Annotated in this window: 16 protein-coding genes; 7 read left to right on the top strand and 9 right to left on the bottom strand. The window is 43.8% G+C overall.

The window, feature by feature from the left end; all coding sequences use genetic code 11:
* Positions 1-51 precede the first annotated feature (51 nt).
* The 9 genes from ACTNDS_RS06965 to ACTNDS_RS06925 form a co-directional block, all read right to left on the bottom strand.
* Positions 52-543: a nucleotidyltransferase domain-containing protein gene (locus tag ACTNDS_RS06965; protein ID WP_002584332.1), complete on the bottom strand. Its 492-nt coding sequence runs from the start codon at positions 541-543 to the stop codon at positions 52-54.
* 51 nt (positions 544-594) lie between these two features.
* Positions 595-972 carry a TnpV protein gene (locus ACTNDS_RS06960; RefSeq protein ID WP_002584333.1) on the bottom strand — a complete coding sequence of 126 codons (378 nt, stop codon included), beginning with the start codon at positions 970-972 and terminating at the stop codon, positions 595-597.
* Complete coding sequence (locus tag ACTNDS_RS06955; RefSeq protein ID WP_002584334.1) at positions 932-1,204, bottom strand: helix-turn-helix domain-containing protein; 273 nt, start codon at positions 1,202-1,204, stop codon at positions 932-934. Before ACTNDS_RS06955 ends, ACTNDS_RS06960 begins: the two co-directional genes overlap by 41 nt.
* 154 nt (positions 1,205-1,358) lie before the next feature.
* A complete protein-coding gene (locus tag ACTNDS_RS06950) occupies positions 1,359-1,517 on the bottom strand; it encodes a Maff2 family mobile element protein (RefSeq protein ID WP_173719127.1) in 159 nt (52 codons plus the stop codon).
* Between the two features lie 241 nt (positions 1,518-1,758).
* Positions 1,759-3,534 carry a VirD4-like conjugal transfer protein, CD1115 family gene (locus ACTNDS_RS06945; protein WP_256138891.1) on the bottom strand — a complete coding sequence of 592 codons (1,776 nt, stop codon included), beginning with the start codon at positions 3,532-3,534 and terminating at the stop codon, positions 1,759-1,761.
* A complete protein-coding gene (locus tag ACTNDS_RS06940) occupies positions 3,531-4,007 on the bottom strand; it encodes a PcfB family protein (protein ID WP_058351589.1) in 477 nt (158 codons plus the stop codon). Before ACTNDS_RS06940 ends, ACTNDS_RS06945 begins: the two co-directional genes overlap by 4 nt.
* Before the next feature lie 71 nt (positions 4,008-4,078).
* Complete coding sequence (locus tag ACTNDS_RS06935; RefSeq protein WP_002584988.1) at positions 4,079-4,303, bottom strand: DUF5348 domain-containing protein; 225 nt, start codon at positions 4,301-4,303, stop codon at positions 4,079-4,081.
* 14 nt (positions 4,304-4,317) lie between these two features.
* Positions 4,318-5,238, bottom strand: coding sequence for a DUF6017 domain-containing protein (locus tag ACTNDS_RS06930; RefSeq protein WP_002584989.1), 921 nt, complete (start codon positions 5,236-5,238; stop codon positions 4,318-4,320).
* Positions 5,239-5,448: 210 nt separating this feature from the next.
* On the bottom strand, positions 5,449-5,811 hold the full coding sequence (locus ACTNDS_RS06925) for a hypothetical protein (RefSeq protein ID WP_002584990.1): 363 nt from the start codon (positions 5,809-5,811) through the stop codon (positions 5,449-5,451).
* A gap of 647 nt (positions 5,812-6,458) precedes the next feature.
* Between ACTNDS_RS06925 and ACTNDS_RS06920 the strand changes: the two genes are divergently transcribed.
* From ACTNDS_RS06920 to ACTNDS_RS06890, 7 genes are all read left to right on the top strand, one after another.
* Positions 6,459-7,181, top strand: a complete 723-nt coding sequence (locus ACTNDS_RS06920) for a phosphatase (RefSeq protein ID WP_441034652.1) — start codon at positions 6,459-6,461, stop codon at positions 7,179-7,181.
* A 238-nt stretch (positions 7,182-7,419) separates the two neighbouring features.
* Complete coding sequence (locus tag ACTNDS_RS06915; protein ID WP_019162748.1) at positions 7,420-7,725, top strand: YerC/YecD family TrpR-related protein; 306 nt, start codon at positions 7,420-7,422, stop codon at positions 7,723-7,725.
* 95 nt (positions 7,726-7,820) lie between these two features.
* Entirely contained in the window at positions 7,821-8,753 is a 933-nt protein-coding gene (locus ACTNDS_RS06910; protein ID WP_441034650.1) for a helix-turn-helix domain-containing protein, read from the top strand.
* Positions 8,754-9,034: 281 nt separating this feature from the next.
* The gene (locus ACTNDS_RS06905; RefSeq protein ID WP_441034648.1) at positions 9,035-12,217 is read left to right on the top strand and encodes a glycoside hydrolase family 2 TIM barrel-domain containing protein; all 3,183 of its coding nucleotides are present in this window, start codon (positions 9,035-9,037) and stop codon (positions 12,215-12,217) included.
* A 122-nt stretch (positions 12,218-12,339) separates the two neighbouring features.
* On the top strand, positions 12,340-13,335 hold the full coding sequence (gene mgrA / locus ACTNDS_RS06900) for an L-glyceraldehyde 3-phosphate reductase (protein ID WP_441034646.1): 996 nt from the start codon (positions 12,340-12,342) through the stop codon (positions 13,333-13,335).
* A 52-nt stretch (positions 13,336-13,387) separates the two neighbouring features.
* Positions 13,388-14,299, top strand: a complete 912-nt coding sequence (locus tag ACTNDS_RS06895; protein ID WP_441034644.1) for an AraC family transcriptional regulator — start codon at positions 13,388-13,390, stop codon at positions 14,297-14,299.
* 174 nt (positions 14,300-14,473) lie between these two features.
* Positions 14,474-16,696, top strand: coding sequence for an alpha-galactosidase (locus ACTNDS_RS06890; RefSeq protein WP_441034642.1), 2,223 nt, complete (start codon positions 14,474-14,476; stop codon positions 16,694-16,696).
* The last annotated feature ends 58 nt before the right edge of the window (positions 16,697-16,754 follow it).

The following is a 16,754-nucleotide window of genomic DNA, read 5'->3' as shown; positions in this document are numbered from 1 at the left end:
TTAAAATTTCAAAGCGATAAAGTGGAATTTATCTTAGAAATTACAGCAATGTTATTTTGATAAACTTTCAAGAATTGAAATATCATGCTTATCTTTATCTCTTAATTCATAACCTGAATGGAAAACTCTTTGGCCTTTTAAGGATATACAAGGAATTGTTTTTCCTTCAAAAAAAGCACTACCAAAGTAATCTTTTTCAAACTCATACCAGCCACCCTCTAAATCAGCTTGTTTTGAAGTTCCGTCCTCACTTAAAACGAACGGGTGAATGTCTAAGTAACCAAGTTCATCACTATATAACTCTATTCTAACCGGTTTCCAGTCTGTATCAATTTTATAGCCCAGATTCAAAAGCACATTTAACAATTTTTCCGTATGTTGAGCATCAAAATTTATATCTATATCTCTATGAATTCTTGTTTGTTTACCAGCTAAAATATCTACACCCCATCCGCCATCCAACCAGTATGTAATTCCAGTATTTTCGAATAATTCTATTACTTTCATTAAATCTTCTTTTGTTGTTATTTCTTTTCTACCCATACAAAGTCTCCTTTACAACTTCTAATTTGTAATAATCATTCTACCATACCGTTATGAATAAATCATCTCATGTAAAACAATTTCTTCTGCCCGGTTGTGAATGTTATTGCAACGCTGCACCCATTCCATTTGACGGGTACGCTTCAATTCCTCGGTCACGCCCTCGGCAGCTTTCATCTGCTCCATGATGGTGTCTAACCGTTTCTGTGCCTGTTCGTTCAGGTCTGCAAGATATGTCCACAATTCCCCGGTCAGGGTCAATGTGTGTAATCTGGCTGGGCAGACTTCTCTTAAATATTCCCGGTGCATCCGTCCGTACTTTCCGATGGGGCGGTGTTCCTCCGGCAACTTCAAGTCCGGGATGTAGTAATCTCCAACAAGGATATAATCAATTCCGTTTTCTTTTATTCTTGGTTTCAATTCGCTCATGTTCCTTACCTCCTGTGGAAGCAGGCTCGTCTGGTACTAACTCAATCACATCGGTAATCTCACAATTCAGCGTTTCGCAGATACGGGCTAATGTATCCATGCTGATGTGCTTTCCCTCTTTGCTCATGTTGGCAATCATATTTGTTGTCATACCAGCGGCAAGCCTTAAATCCTCTTTTCTCATATCACGCTCTAACAGTGTGTGCCAGAGTGGTTTATAGCTGATGTGCATATTGTTTTCCTGCCTTTCTATCCATACCACCGGAGCGGCTGCCCCGGCAGGAACTTTTCTCTTATTATAGCACCAATCTTGTGAAATCACAATTTATTCTTGTAGCCTGCCGCTGATACCGTCTGGATTGGCTTTTCCTTTCTTTTTGTTCCCTTTAATTAGCCATGAACTGCTTCATGCCCTGGGATTTCGCACCCGGATTGTCGTTACCATATCCCTCCAGAAGATTGATAACGCCCCAAATGCCTAAGCCTGCTCCAAGAGCGATAACAAGGGTCTGCAATACGTTTACTGCGCTGTTGAAAAATGCCATATAATATCCTCACTTTCTGCCGCTTTGCGGCGATAAAAATTGTTTGTTTTTGGTTTTGGGTATGAAAAAAGCCGCCTGTGTTCGGCGGCTGCGTCCTCGCGCTGCTTAAACTGCTGCGGCGCGGCGGTATTCAGTTGTCATTTTTGTAAGGGTTGATACGCTGCGGCTTCCTGCCACGCTCCAAGTAGGGGCGCGTACCATATAGCCCGTGTTTACAGTTCGGATAGATTACCACCTCCCTTTACGGTGCTGCGTCCTCCTGTACGTCGATTTCGTAGTAGTCAAATACTTCGTCCGGCTTTACGATAGCGGGGCGGCGTTTGATATGCTTTTCCATGTCAAAGGCGTTTTTCGGGTCTGCGTCGGACAGGTACTTGTATTTCGGGTGCTTCGTGATGTCGTACTTATCAGAGAAGAACGGGCGCACACCTCTAAGCTGCAAGATACATTTCCCGCCGTCCATGACCGCGATTTCGTCCTGCGTCATAAGCTCTTTGCCTAACTTCTGATAGTTCAGCCCATGCGAAAGCTCCCGCCCTCTGGTTTCGGAAGTGTTGAAGCTGTCAATCGTTTCTTTGCCTAAGATTTCCGATATTTCTTTGAGCGTCGTTTTTTCCTTGCCGCCCAAGAAAAGGGTCGTGTCGCAGTTGCCGACTATGGTATCGGCGTTGTCCTTGTAGATTGCCTTTAGCTGCGACTGTGATTGCAAAATAATAGAAGCCGATATTTCGCGGCTTCGTATGGTCGCTATGAGCTTTTCAAACTTCGGGATTTGACCGATATTCGCAAATTCATCTAACAGGCAGCGCACATGAACAGGCAGCCGCCCGCCGTAAACATCGTCGGCTTTGTCGCATAACAAGTTGAAAAGCTGCGTGTAGAGAATGGAAACAACAAAATTGAAAGTGTCGTCGGTGTCGGAGATGATAACGAACAATGCCGTTTTTCTATCTCCCAAAGTGTCAAGCTCCATTTCGTCGGTTTCCATGAGTTCGCGCAGTTCCCGTATGTCAAAGGGGGCTAACCTTGCGCCGCAGGAAATAAGGATTGACTTTGCCGTTTTGCCTGCCGCAAGTTTGTACTTCTTGTACTGCTTGACCGCAAAATGTTCCGGGTCTTTTTCTTCCAGACGTTCAAACATGAGGTCTACCGGGTTCTTAAAGTCCTCGTCGTCCTCGCGGGCTTCCGACGCATTTATCATTTCAAGCAGCGTCGTAAAGTTCTTTTCCTCGTCGGGGGCTTCGTACCAGATATAGCCGATAAGCGCGGTATAGTAGAGCTTTTCAGCTTTTACCCAAAAATCCTCGCCGGATTTCTCCCCGTCGCCTTTGGTGTTGGCGATAATGGTATTGACTAACTTCAAAATATCCTTTTCGCTCCGCAGATAGGCAAAGGGATTGTATTTCATGGATTTTTTGAAGTTAATCGTATTCAGCACTTTGATTTTGTACCCGCCCCGCTGTAAGAGCTTCCCGCACTCGATTAAGACGGTGCCTTTCGGGTCGGTAACAACATAAGAACTGTGCATTTGCATAAGGTTGGGCTTTACGAAAAAGCGGGTCTTGCCGCTGCCGGAACCGCCGATAACAAGAATGTTTTTGTTTCTTGCATACTTCGGCTGCTTCGGGCGGCTGCTCATCATCAGCCTTTCGGTCTGCGTCAGCAGCACATTATTTTCAAATACAGGGTCGATATACGGCTTTATATCCTCCGCGCCGCCCCAACGTGCAGAACCGTATTCCATGCCTTTTCGGTACTTCTTCGCGTTCTTGCCTTTCATGTAAACGGCAAGCCGGATAATGACCGCCCCCGCAATGCCGATAAGCAGATCGGCGGGGTGCAGGCTCGGCGCGATACTGGAAAAGGCGGCGGCAAAGCCCGTCCCAAGCTGCAAGAGCTTTTCGCTTGCGTCTGCGCCGGGGGTAAGGCGTATTGCTGCGCCTATCTTGTCAAACAGATAGACAAAGAGCAGATAGGGCAGGTTGAGGATAAGCAGCTTTTTGACTTCCTGCTTCATAGCGATACCTCCCTGTCCTTGTTCTTTACCTTGTCCCGCTGCGCGTTCAAGCCCGCCGCCTTTTCTTTCAGAGAGGAAAGCAGCTTGCGGATAGAGGGCTTTTTCTCCTGTGTCAGCTTCTTTGCGGAAAACTCCTTAAAGGCTGCGGTCAGCACGTCAGCGTCGCGGCCTTTGAAAAACACAAGGTAGCGGGGCGGGTTTTCCGTCGTGTCCTTTTTCAGCGCAAAGTCGATACCGTACTTTTTCGCCGTACTCTCAAAGGCTTTGATATTGCCCTCGGTAATCTCAATGTTGGAAACTCCCGCGTTCTGCTTCATAAGCTGCTTTAAGGTCTGCTTGCCCTGCGGCGTTTTGTCTTTCTGCTTCTTCATCTGTGCAAGCAGCGTTTTCATAGCCTTTTGAAGTGTCTGCGCGGTCAGCTTCCCGGTCTTGATGTAAAGGGCTATGGTCTTTTCGTTGATTTCATCTTGCATTTACCGTCCTCCTTTCGCGGTAGTCTGATAGTGTTAGGGTGGTACGCCGCTGCGGTAGCCGCCCATAAGCTTTAGATACGGACGCGCAAGCCGTTCAAATCCTCGGCGCGGATACCCACAAGGTACCATTCCTGCGCCGCGCTCATTTCAATGCGGGTCGGCTTCCATTTGCCGCCTGTGAATACGTCGAAACACTCTCCGCAATGCAAGCCGCCGTAATAGTCGGCAATGTCAAAGCGAATGTCGTAGCGGTCGGTCTGTTCGTCAAAAATCAAAGCTCCTGTTTTCTGTGCCATGTGGTAATCCTCCTTTAGATTTTGCCTGTCGCCATGTCGTGAGCGACAAGGGCGGTATAGTAGCTGTCAATGGTATTCGGCGCATTGAACAGCACCGCTTTAAGGTACTGTTTGATGTTGCGGATTTTGGTGGTATTCTCTTTCATGCAGTCAAAGACAAATTCAATGTGACTGCTGTTGAGCTTCATAAACTTTGCCTTGACAAGCTCTGCCGGGTAATCGTCCCCGGCGATACGGATTGTCTTTCTCTTGCTGCATACCGTTTCAAGGATAATCGAAACAATTTCGTCCAGACGGTCTTTGTCTACCTGCCCGTAGCGTACAAAATGGTCGTACTCGATATTGTCCTTGATGATTTCCTCATAAACGCTGTATGCGTCTGTCGCTTCCTTTCGTTTCCGTTCCGGCGGCTCTGCCGCTTCCCCGTCGTAAGGCAAGGGATTTAGGGAATGGATAGGAATGGAATCGGTACTTGATAAATCTATATTTGATTTTTCTTTTTTGGGTAAGTTAGTCTTTTGTATATCTTTATTTAATTGCGTTGGATTTTCCAACGTAGGTTTTTTCTGCGTAGGTTTTTCCAACGTTGGATTATCCAATGTTGGATTTTCCAATGTAGGTAAATCCGATACAGGCGGGGTCTGCGGCTGCTCAAAAATCACATAATCTGCGCCGCGCAAGCGTCCTTTCTCGTCGCGTTCCCTTGAACGCACGATATACCCGGCGCGTTCCAGTTCCTTAACGGCTTCCCGGATAGCGTCGATTTTCTCCCGGTTGATAAAGGACAGCCCCGCAAGGGTGTAGTCCCAATCCTCTGGCAAGGACAGCATTTGCGATAACAGCCCTTTTGCCTTTAGGGATAGCTCCTTATTGCGTAAGTGGTGGTTGCTCATAACCGTATAGCCCTTGTTGCGCTCCACTCTGAAAACTGCCATAGCTTCATCACTCCTTTGCTGCATACCTGTTACGCAATAGAAACGCGATTTTGAGGGTTTAGGTATCAATCCCTTATCCGCTGAAAACCGCGTCCGCAAAGCCGCGTAAATCAAGGGCTTTTTCATGCCTACTGCGTAACAAAGGGCATGAAAAAAGCGGCGTTCCTGTTCTTCCTTGTGGGAAGTGAGAAACGCCGCCTGTGCGGTGCGTTATTCTGCTTCTTCGGCTATGAGGTCTTGTATGACTTCGCCAAAGTCTGCCGTAAAGGAAAAAATGAAGTATTCCAAAACGGCGGGGTCTGCGTCCATAGGCTCGGCTTCCTCGGAAAAGGGCAAGCCCATAAGCCCATAGAGCATTTTTATGATTTTGAACAGCTTCCCCCGGTCGGCGGGGGTGTTCATGGTAACAAGTACGTCGGTCAAGCGGTTTACGGTTTCCATGTCGCCGCCTGTCGTTACCCATACCATTTCTGCGAATGGCTGCGTGATTGCTCCGGTTACAAGGTTTACCTTATCCTTGCTGATTTCGCCGGACGGGAGTATAATACCCTTGTCTAAAAGTACGTTTTTCATGTCGTCCTCCTATAATTTGTGGTGCCAAAATGGTGCCCGGTCTTACAAAATCATCTTATACGGAGATATGGCAAGATAAATGACGATATGCAGAAAACCTTGATTTTAAGCCATTTTCGCGAGGTTTTATAAACACTTGCGCGGGCTTATAAGAAGATTTCCGTCTATCAAATCAATAAAAAATTGTATATTCCTCCTTGAATAGGAATTTTTGGCAGGGCTTGCAGGGTGCAGGTCCTGTTTTTTTACCGAATCAAGTAAGTCTCCTGCTTTAATTGCGAATATCTGTTTGACTTGACAGGGGACGCGCAGAAAAATAGTGTGTTTGATGTGCGGTTTCGGCATCTAAGATATTCTAAGGTCAAAAAAATCTGCTAAAGGCATGAGCCGGCTTCTCAAACTCGCTTCGTCGCAGACTCCGCTCAGACAGTGATACAGCCGGCTCATAACGCAGATTTTTTTGACCTAAGAATATCTAAGATACCTGCAAATGCACATCAAACACACTATTTTTCTGCGCTGGCTGCTGGCAATTTTGGGGGTGTTGGCTTGAGTAAAAATGGATGGATTGAAAATTTGCTTGTGGAAGGGTGGAGGATGGTCGTATAATTAGAGGGAATATTGTACGAAGTGAGGAGTGGGTTGTTATGAGATATAGTTCTGTGTTGGATTTGCATACGCATACGGTGGCCAGTGGGCATGCGTATTGTTCGTTGAGGGAGATGGCGAAGGTTGCTTCTGAGAAGGGGCTGGAGGTTCTGGGGGTTACGGAGCATGCACCGGGGATGCCGGGGACTTGTCATCAGTATTATTTTGATAATCTCAGGGTGGTGCCCAGGGAGATGTATGGGATTCAGCTTCTTCTGGGATCTGAGGTGAATATTCTGGATGCCTGGGGGACTGTGGATCTGCCGGAGAGGACTTTGGAGAGGATGGATGTGGTGATTGCCAGTCTGCATATTCCATGTATGAAGCCGGGGTCTAAGCTGGAGAATACAGAAAGCTATCTGAATGTGATGAAGAATCCTTATGTAAATATTATCGGTCATCCGGATGATGGGAGATATGAGATTGATTATGAGGCATTGGTTCAGGGAGCGAAGGAGTATGGGAAGGTCCTGGAGCTGAATAATCATTCTATGGAGCCGGACTGTAACAGGCAGAATGCGGTGGAGAATGACAGAGAGATGCTGGAACTGTGTAAGAAATATCAGGTTCCGGTGGTGATGGATAGTGATGCTCATTTTGACTTGCTGATTGGGGAGTTTGATCTGGCGAGAAATCTTTTGGAGAAACTGGATTTTCCGGAGGAACTGGTGCTTAATCGTTCTGTAGATGCGATCAGAAAGTATGTAAATCGAAAAATCTGACAAACTGCGGAGCAGCTATTGGGTGTAGAGCCATGTAGAGAAGTGGATTGCGAATATCCGCTTGACGTTTTGAACAAATATGGAATATTTTGACCAAATTTGATTAAATAATTCCTTATAAACTACTTGCCTCGCATATTTTAACGTGTTAAAATAGCACTGTTAGAAATATAATACGGACACAATAAAAACAAATGTCCGTGTGGCAAAGACTAGAGTTCTAAAAGGAGCGGGAAAAATGAGTAAAAAAATCAGAACAGAGGCCGTGGATCATCTTTTTGAAGCGATTCTGTGCCTGAAGGATAAGGAAGAGTGCTATACTTTTTTTGAGGATGTATGTACGATCAATGAGCTGCTTTCCTTGTCACAGCGTTTTGAAGTAGCAAAAATGCTGATGGATAAAAGAACATATCTTGATATTTCAGAGAAGACCGGAGCTTCCACTGCAACGATCAGCCGTGTGAATCGTTCATTGAATTATGGAAATGATGGTTATGAAATGGTATTCTCCAGGATGGATGAGAAGGAATCTAAAGGGGAATAAGATAGTATAAGAATAAATAAGTGCAGAACTCTCCCATATCAATCGATTTATGAAGATTGATGTGGGAGAGTTTTTGGATAAACAGGAAAAAAGTTATGAAAAAAAAGAAACCTAAAATAGAATTACGCTATTATTACATGCCTGCAGGAAGTCCTATCCTTCCTCTTCTGGGAGAGCGCTGGGTGCAGAATTATGGGACGGGTGTGGAGAATCTGCATTTTCATAATTTTATGGAAATTGGGTTTTGTTATTATGGGGATGGGATTCTTATGCTGGGTGAAGAAGAAAATATGTTTTCGGGACGGGAGTTTAGTGTGATTCCGGAGAGATTTCCGCATACAACGGACAGCAGAGAGGGTACTATTTGTAAATGGGAGTATCTGTTTGTGGATGTTGAGGGATTTTTGAAAAAGAATTGCGAGACACCGGTGCAGGCGGAGAAAATGATACGCAGAATCAATTCAAGAGCATTATTTTTGAAAGCAGAAGAAGAGCCGTTTGTAGCGCAGTGTATTCTTAAAATTATGGATATTATGCGTTATGAGGAAGAATTTTATCTGCAGGAGGCCAGTGGTCTGTTGTTGACATTGTTGGTGCAGATTGCCAGAATGAATGGAACGCCGGAGCAGGAGAGGCTTTATGAAGAGCAGAGCAGGAGTATGCGGATCATCTCGGATACTCTGGATTATATTGCGGATCATTACAGGGAAAATATAAAGGTATCGCAGTTGTCTGCGAACTGCCATTTAAGTGAATCTCATTTTCGCAGGTTGTTTTCGAAATGTATGCATATGAGTCCTGTAGAATATATGAATCTGGTGAGAATACGGACTGCCTGTGAGTATCTGAAAAAAACAGACAGGGCTGTAGCTGACATTGCGACAGAATGTGGCTTTACAACGGATTCTACTTTTAACCGAAATTTCCGGAGTCTTATGGGAATATCACCGGCGGAGTGGAGAAAAAAAGGGGAAAATTATGAGCAGCAGCTGTTGAAGTTTGATATTCGAACGGAAGAAGGCTGGTAAGTCGGAATATTCAAAAATTGTAAAGATTGAAAATAAATATTATATGATCGAATTTGCAAACTGAATAGAAAAATGAGATGTTATAATCGGAACTATAAAGAGAACTTATAACTATTTGATGGGCCGTTACAGATTTAAATGAATAATTGAGAAGCAGTTATTCGGTATAGAGCCACGCAGCGAAAGCGGATGATTTTATCCGCTTGACGAGATTTTGAATCGGATAGTAAGAATAAGGAATTAATAGAAATTCTCAGCACATTAATATCAGGAGGAACAAGATGAAAACATTTGATTATTCACTGGTAAAAGATCCGCAGTATTTTTGCGATAACCGAATGGAAGCTCATTCAGATCATGTATATTATAAAGATAAAAAAGAAATGCAGACTGCATTACAGGAAGGGGATGGGACTTCTTTTCGTTACTGTCTGAATGGTCTGTGGAAGTTTCATTATGCCCGTAATTATGCAAATGTGATTCCGGGGTTTGAAAAGGAAGAGTATTGCTGTTATGACTGGGAGGATATTCATGTACCGGCACATATCCAGATGGAAGGATATGATGCACCCCAGTATGCTAATGTCCAGTATCCATGGGAAGGACATGAGGAAATTTATCCCGGTCAGATTCCGGAGAGATTTAATCCGGTTGCAAGCTATGTGAAATATTTTACAGTGCCGGAACATATGAAGGGAAAGAGATTGTTTATTTCTTTCCAGGGAGCAGAGAGCGGATTTGCACTATGGCTGAATGGAGCCTTTGTTGGCTACAGTGAGGATTCTTTTACTCCATCTGAGTTTGAACTGACAGATTATCTTAAAGATGGACAGAATAAGCTGGCAGCACAGGTATTCAAATGGACTTCCAGTAGCTGGTGCGAAGATCAGGACTTTTTCCGTTTTTCCGGTATTTACAGAGATGTGTATCTTTATACAGTTCCGGATACTCATGCATATGATCTTCAGATCCGTGCAATCCCGGAAGAGAATCTGGATGCAGCAGATCTTGAAATTAAGGTAAAGACATGGGGAAAAGGTAGCATTGTTTTCAGACTTGAAAAAGATGGAGAATGTGTACTGGAAGAGAAAAAATCTCTTACAGAAGCTGGAAATGAAGAAGCAAATGCAGAGCCATTTTATATTCAGAAAACAAATAGCAGCAAGACTGTACAGAACAGCTTTGCATGGAAAATCAATAATCCAAAATTATGGAGTGCAGAAGATCCGCAGCTCTATGATCTTACAATTGAACTTTATGACGAAGCAGGAAATATTCAGGAAGTGATTCCTCAGAAGGTTGGATTCCGCCGTTTCGAGATGAAGAACGGCATTATGACTCTGAACGGAAAGCGTATCGTGTTTAAGGGCGTAAACCGTCATGAATTCAGTTCTGTCAGCGGCAGACATGTATCAGAGGAAGAACTACGCAAGGATCTTCGCATTATGAAGCAGAATAATATCAATGCTATCCGTACCTGTCATTATCCGGATACATCACTGATCTATCAGCTTTGTGATGAATATGGTATTTATATGATCGATGAGACAAACCTGGAATCCCATGGTTCCTGGGATGTGGCGGAATTTACAAAGGATTATATTCATGTTGTTCCTCACAACAAACCGGAATGGCTGGATATGATGCTTGACCGTGCCAACTCCATGTATCAGAGAGACAAGAATCATCCGGCAATCCTGATCTGGTCCTGTGGAAATGAATCTTTTGGCGGAAAAGATATCTATGAAATGTCTCAGCTTTTCCGTAAGAATGACTCTACCCGTCTGGTACATTATGAGGGACTTTTCCATGACCGCAGTTATAATGATACCAGTGATATGGAAAGCCAGATGTATCCGTCTGTAGAAGCAATCAAAAAGTTTCTGGCAAAGGATGACAGTAAACCGTTTATCTGCTGTGAGTATACACATGCCATGGGAAATTCCTGCGGTGCCATGCACAAATATACAGATCTGACAGATACAGAGCCAAAATATCAGGGGGGATTTATCTGGGATTACATTGACCAGTCTATTTATAAGAAAGACCGCTATGGACAAGAGTTCCAGGCATACGGCGGCGATTTCGGAGAACGCCCTACAGACTATAATTTCAGTGGTAACGGAATCGCATATGGCGGTGACAGAGAGCCATCTCCCAAGATGCAGGAAGTGAAATTCAATTATCAGAATATTACAGCAGAGGTGACAGCTGATACAGTAAAAGTGATTAACAAGAACCTCTTTGTAAATACAGATACTTTTGACTGTAAGGTAACACTTGCAAAGAATGGAAAAGTGATTTGTACAGAAGCACTGGAAACAGCAGTTGAGCCATTGAGTACGAAAGAATATAAACTGCCTTTTGAAAAGGCTGAGGCAGCCGGAGAATATACAATTACTGTTTCCTTCCATCTGAAAGAGGAAGAAATATGGGCACCTGCAGGTCATGAAATTGCGTTTGGACAGTATGTATATCAGGTGAAAGAGGATGTTCCGGATGGAAAATCAGATTCAGCAGAAACAGCGATTACAGCGGAAAAAGATGTATGTGTATCAGATGCGTTTGTAAAGAAGCCACAGATCATCCGAAGCACACACAACATTGGTGTCCGCGGCGAGCACTTCGAAGTAATGTTCTCTGTCCTCAATGGTGGTCTGGTTTCCTATAAATATGCGGGCAAAGAGATGATCGAGGCAATCCCGAAACCAAACTTCTGGCGTGCACCAACAGATAATGACTGTGGAAATCTTATGCAGATGCGCTACGCACAGTGGAAAATTGCCAGCATGTATTTAAGCCACAAAGAATACAGAAAAGGTGCATACGGCCCATCCAATTTACCACAGGCAGAAGAAACAGACCACTCTGTAAAAGTAACATTTACCTATCTGATGCCAACCACACCAGCCAGTGAGTGTCAGCTCACCTACGAAGTATTCGGCGATGGAAAGGTGAAGACAACTTTAACTTATGACCCTGTAAAAGAACTTGGTGATATGCCGGAATTTGGGGTGATTTTCAAATTCAATGCAGATTACGACAATGTTCAGTGGTATGGACTGGGAGAAGCTGAAACCTATGCAGACCGTAAAAAAGGTGCAAAACTGGGCGTTTATCAGAACAAAGTTGTGGACAACATAGCAAGATACATGGTACCGCAGGAATGCGGAGCAAAAGAGGAAGTACGTTGGGCGAAAGTCACAGATCGCAAGGGCAGAGGAATGTACTTTGAAATGGATGGAGAATCAATGATGTTCTCTGCACTCCCATACACTCCACATGAGATGGAAAATGCCATGCATCCATATGAACTCCCACAGATTCATTACACAGTAGTACGCGTAGCCAAAGGCCAGATGGGAATCGGCGGTGACGACAGCTGGGGAGCATATACCCATCAGGAATATCTGCTGAATGCAGACGGAAAGATGGAATTCTCCTTTAGCTTTAAAGGGATTTAATATAGTTTATTTGTTAAAAAAGCCATTTTCAGTCAGAAAGTGGCTTTTTAATAATGCTAATAATATTTGTTGAAAATAAGTGGAACAGGATGTATGATTACAGAAAAAGGAGAAATTATCTTATGTATCAGGCAGATGAAAAACGTTATGAAACTATGAAATACCACCGCTGTGGTGCCAGTGGGCTGATGCTGCCGGAGTTATCTCTGGGTTTATGGCATAATTTCGGAGATACCGGTGTTTATGAGAATATGAAGCAGATGTGCTTCACAGCATTTGATAATGGAATTACACATTTTGACCTTGCAAACAACTATGGCCCACAGCCTGGAAGTGCGGAGGAAAATTTTGGAAAAATCCTGAGAGAGGAATTTTCTGCATACAGAGATGAGCTGATTATCAGTACAAAGGCCGGTTACGACATGTGGCCGGGACCTTATGGAAACTGGGGAAGCCGTAAGTATCTGATCGCCAGTCTTGACCAGAGCCTGAAACGTCTTGGTCTGGATTATGTAGATATCTTCTATCATCACAGAATGGATCCGGAGACTCCTCTTGAGGAGACCATGGAGGCTCTGGCACAGATTGTCAGAAGCGGAAAGGCATTGTATGTTGGAATTTCCAACTATGATGGTGAGACAATGAAACGCGCCGCAGATATTCTGGAGGAACTGCACTGTCCGTTTATCATTAATCAGAATTCGTATAATATTTTTAACAGAACGATTGAGAAAAATGGTCTGAAACAGGCAGCAGCAGAGAGGAGAAAGGGAATTATTTCTTTCAGTCCTCTGGCGCAGGGAATGCTCACAGACCGATACCTGAATGGAATCCCAAAAGACAGCCGTGTCAACACAGACGGACGTTTTCTCCATGCAGACCAGTTCAGTGAGGAACGTCTTAACAGTATCCGCAGCCTGAATGCAATTGCAGCAGAGAGAGGCGAAAGTCTTGCTCAGATGGCACTGAAATGGATTCTCCGCGACGGAATCGTAACCAGCGTTCTCATCGGGGCATCCCGTCCACAGCAGATCCTTGAGAATCTGAAAGTGCTGGACAGTGCATCCTTCAGTGAAGAGGAATTAAAGAAGATAGATGAGTGTTCACTGGCCTTATGATATAGCCGGGAGTTAATGGTTGTTTATAAAACAGGAGAGCAGACTATATATTATGGAAGATTCATATGTCTTACAATTACAGGAACCAAAATTCAAAGAATTTTATCTAAGCTACAGCGGCTACGCACAATGCGGGCCGCTGCATTGCTATGGCCCGGCATCCCGTCCACATTATCTGATCCATTTTGTAGTGAAAGGAAAAGGAATGTATCAGGTGTCCGGACAAAAACATTATCTCACTGCCGGACAGGGGTTTCTGATCGAGCCGGGCACACAGACTTTCTATCAGGCAGATAAAGATGATCCCTGGAGTTATCTTTGGATTGGAGTAGGCGGCACCAATGCAGGAAAATATATTCGGGATATCGGATTAAACAGCGAGCAGTTGATCTTCCGTTCGGAAAGTGGAGAAGAGTTAAAGAAAATTGTGCTGGATATTCTGAAACATACAGAAAGTACCACCTCAAATCTGTATTATCTGCAGGGACGATTATATGATTTCTTTTCAGTTCTTACAAAAGATGTGGTGATTGATACTTATCTGGGTAATTCAAAAGAAAAGAAATATAGAAGCGAAAGCAAGTATGGAGCATATATCAAAGAAGCTATGGCATTTATAAAAAATGAATATGCCTGTGGAATCGGAGTACAGGAACTGGCAGAGCATTTAAATGTTAACCGCAGTTATCTGTACACGATCTTTATGAATGAACTTCATATTTCACCAAAGGACTTTCTGCAGAAATACCGTATTACAAAGGCAAGGGAATTGCTGGTTCTTACGGAATTGTCTGTAGAATCAATTGGAAAATCCTGTGGCTATGGAAATGCAGAACGATTTGCCAGGGCATTCAAACATGAAACAGGACTGACACCAACGCAGTTTCGCAGGCAGGACAGAAGTAAAAACCGCAGAAACCTGGAAGTATCAGAGGATGGGCTGGAACAGCTGATCAACAGTTAACATTTTAAAGGTTCAGACAAACATAATGCCATAACGCCTCAGAATAACTTTCTCTATAATAATGTATATGATATCAGCACAGCCGCGGAGCAATCCGTGATATCAAGTTAGGGTCAAAAAACCTTTTGCCCCTGACATCATGCATATTGAATCTATTATAAAAAGGGGACAGTTATGAGTATTATTTTTCATGAAAGTTCAAACACATTCCATTTATACAACAATGACATCAGTTATATTATGTGTGTGCTTCCAAATGGACATCTTGGAAATCTCTATTTTGGGAAAAGAATCCATGACAGAGAAGATTTTTCATATCTTCTTGAGATGAAGCAGCGACCAATGACAGCCTGTGTTTATGAGGGAAACCGCAAATTTTCGCTGGAGCATCTGAAACTGGAATATCCGGTGTATGGTAGTTCTGATTACCGTTATCCGGCAATGGAGATCCTTCAGGAAAACGGCAGCAGGATTTCTGATTTTACTTATGTAAGTTATACAATTGCAGCTGGAAAACCAAAACTTCAGGGACTTCCGGCTACATATACTGAGAAAGACGAAGAAGCCCAGACCTTATGTGTAAAATTGAAAGATGAAGTAACAGGAATTGTATTGGAATTGCTTTATACTATTTTTACACAGAGGGGAATCATCACCAGAAGTGCCAGATTTACAAACGAGGGTGCATCATCAGTACATCTGTTAAATGCAATGAGCCTCAGTCTTGATCTGCCGGACAAGGATTATGTGTGGATGCAGTTTTCAGGTGCATGGTCCAGAGAACGTCATGTGAAAGAGCGCAGATTAGAGCAGGGAATCCAGTCTGTGGGAAGCATCAGAGGAAATTCTTCCCATGAACATAATCCCTTTATTGTGCTCCGACGTCCGTCGGCAACAGAAAATGCAGGAGAAGTGATGGGATTCAGCCTGATCTACAGCGGAAATCACAGAATGCAGGCAGAGGTGGATACTCATGATACAACCCGTATCACTGTGGGAATCAATCCGCAGAATTTTGACTGGAAGCTGGACTGTGGTGAGAGCTTTCAGACTCCGGAAGCAGTAGTGGTATTTTCTGATAAGGGTCTGAATGGAATGAGCCAGACCTTCCATAAATTATATCAGAAGAGACTGGCAAGAGGTTACTGGAGAGACCGTCCCAGGCCAATCCTTAACAATAACTGGGAAGCTACTTATTTTGATTTTACAGAGGACCGTCTGGTGGAAATTGCTGCAAAGGCAAAGGAATGTGGTGTTGAATTATTTGTGCTGGATGACGGATGGTTCGGTGCACGAAGCAACGATTATGCAGGACTTGGTGACTGGGTGGCAAACAGAGAGCGTCTTCCGCAGGGAATCAAGGGAATCGCAGACAGGATTGAAGAGATGGGTATGAAATTTGGTCTGTGGTTTGAGCCGGAGATGGTGAATAAGGATTCCGACCTTTACCGTGCACATCCGGACTGGATCCTGCAGACACCCCAGAGGCATTCCTGTCATGGCAGAAATCAGTATGTGCTGGACTTCTCCAGAAAAGAAGTGGTGGACTATATTTATGAGATGATGTACAAAATCCTCTCAGAAGCAAAGGTTTCCTACATCAAATGGGATATGAACAGAAGTATTACGGAATGTTATTCAGCTGCACTTCCTGCAGACCGTCAGGGAGAAGTGTTCCACAGATATATTCTCGGAGTTTATGATCTGTATGAGCGGTTAAATACTGCATTTCCGCAGATTCTCTTTGAGTCCTGCGCAAGCGGTGGCGGACGTTTTGATCCGGGAATCCTTTACTATGCGCCACAGGGATGGACCAGTGATGATACAGATGCGGCAGAGCGTGTGAAAATCCAGTACGGCACAAGCATGTGTTATCCGGTAAGCTCCATGGGAAGTCATGTTTCTGTAGTGCCAAACCATCAGCTAAACCGCAAAACTCCGTTACATACAAGAGCAAATGTAGCTTATTTTGGAACTTTCGGATATGAGCTGGATCTGAATAAACTGTCTGATGAGGAAATCAGTGAAGTAAAACAGCAGATTACCTTTATGAAAGAATACAGAGAACTGATCCAGTTTGGAACTTTTTACAGACTGAAGAGTCCTTTTGAGGGCAATGAAACTGTGTGGATGACAGTCAGCGAGGACAAAAAAACAGCGCTGGTATTCTGGTACAGGGAAAGAAATGTAGTAAACGCAGATTTTACCAGAGTGCGGCTTCAGGGACTGGATCCGGATCTTATCTACAGAAATGAGTATAATGAAACAGAAAACTACGGGGATGAGCTGATGAATCTGGGACTGCTCACCACAGACTGTACAGCAGGTGAACCTACAAGTGAAGACGAACCATGCACAGACTATGAGTCCAGAATTTATGTTTTAACTGCAAAATAATAACCGAATCAGGTAAGCTCCTTATGGAGGTTGCGAAAAGCAATAGACAGAAATAAAA

It is taken from the genome of Blautia sp. HCP3S3_C12 (genome assembly GCF_052064155.1).
In the GTDB taxonomy this organism is placed as follows: domain Bacteria; phylum Bacillota; class Clostridia; order Lachnospirales; family Lachnospiraceae; genus Blautia_A.
This window is presented reverse-complemented; position numbering and strand designations above follow the sequence as displayed.

Bases quoted from the DNA above. Each gene is read 5' to 3' on its own strand.
- ACTNDS_RS06960 (WP_002584333.1), bottom strand. From the start codon at position 972: ATGAGCGAATTGAAACCAAGAATAAAAGAAAACGGAATTGATTATATC.
- ACTNDS_RS06955 (WP_002584334.1), bottom strand. From the start codon at position 1,204: ATGCACATCAGCTATAAACCACTCTGGCACACACTGTTAGAGCGTGAT.
- ACTNDS_RS06930 (WP_002584989.1), bottom strand. From the start codon at position 5,238: ATGGCAGTTTTCAGAGTGGAGCGCAACAAGGGCTATACGGTTATGAGC.
- ACTNDS_RS06890 (WP_441034642.1), top strand. From the start codon at position 14,474: ATGAGTATTATTTTTCATGAAAGTTCAAACACATTCCATTTATACAAC.
- ACTNDS_RS06945 (WP_256138891.1), bottom strand. From the start codon at position 3,534: ATGAAGCAGGAAGTCAAAAAGCTGCTTATCCTCAACCTGCCCTATCTG.
- ACTNDS_RS06935 (WP_002584988.1), bottom strand. From the start codon at position 4,303: ATGGCACAGAAAACAGGAGCTTTGATTTTTGACGAACAGACCGACCGC.
- mgrA (WP_441034646.1), top strand. From the start codon at position 12,340: ATGTATCAGGCAGATGAAAAACGTTATGAAACTATGAAATACCACCGC.
- ACTNDS_RS06965 (WP_002584332.1), bottom strand. From the start codon at position 543: ATGGGTAGAAAAGAAATAACAACAAAAGAAGATTTAATGAAAGTAATA.
- ACTNDS_RS06905 (WP_441034648.1), top strand. From the start codon at position 9,035: ATGAAAACATTTGATTATTCACTGGTAAAAGATCCGCAGTATTTTTGC.
- ACTNDS_RS06920 (WP_441034652.1), top strand. From the start codon at position 6,459: ATGAGATATAGTTCTGTGTTGGATTTGCATACGCATACGGTGGCCAGT.
- ACTNDS_RS06895 (WP_441034644.1), top strand. From the start codon at position 13,388: ATGGAAGATTCATATGTCTTACAATTACAGGAACCAAAATTCAAAGAA.
- ACTNDS_RS06950 (WP_173719127.1), bottom strand. From the start codon at position 1,517: ATGGCATTTTTCAACAGCGCAGTAAACGTATTGCAGACCCTTGTTATC.
- ACTNDS_RS06915 (WP_019162748.1), top strand. From the start codon at position 7,420: ATGAGTAAAAAAATCAGAACAGAGGCCGTGGATCATCTTTTTGAAGCG.
- ACTNDS_RS06910 (WP_441034650.1), top strand. From the start codon at position 7,821: ATGAAAAAAAAGAAACCTAAAATAGAATTACGCTATTATTACATGCCT.
- ACTNDS_RS06925 (WP_002584990.1), bottom strand. From the start codon at position 5,811: ATGAAAAACGTACTTTTAGACAAGGGTATTATACTCCCGTCCGGCGAA.
- ACTNDS_RS06940 (WP_058351589.1), bottom strand. From the start codon at position 4,007: ATGCAAGATGAAATCAACGAAAAGACCATAGCCCTTTACATCAAGACC.